The 239-nt window shown below is 63.6% G+C and carries 1 protein-coding gene; it reads left to right on the forward strand.

From position 1 onward, the window contains the following. A partial coding sequence (locus LI92_RS21670; protein ID WP_046322789.1) for an integrase core domain-containing protein occupies positions 1-210 on the forward strand: 210 nt, incomplete at its 5' end. Between the last annotated feature and the right edge of the window lie 29 nt (positions 211-239).

Raw genomic sequence — 239 nt, forward strand, 5'->3', positions numbered from 1 at the left:
CAGAACGCCTGGATCGAATCGTTCAACGGCCGCCTGCGCGACGAGCTGCTCAACTCCTGGCGCTTCGACTCCCTGCAAGAAGCCCGCGTCATCATCGAAGACTGGCGGATCGACTACAACGCCAACCGACCGCATTCGGCCCCCCGCGGACTCAGTCCCGCCGAGTTCGCCCTAAAGTGGACCACGACCCACCAACCCCAAGCCGCATAGCGACTGGACCATCAATCGGGTCCCCCTCA

It is taken from the genome of Mycobacterium sp. UM_Kg1 (genome assembly GCF_000972925.1).
Taxonomy (GTDB): Bacteria; Actinomycetota; Actinomycetes; order Mycobacteriales; family Mycobacteriaceae; genus Mycobacterium; species Mycobacterium hiberniae.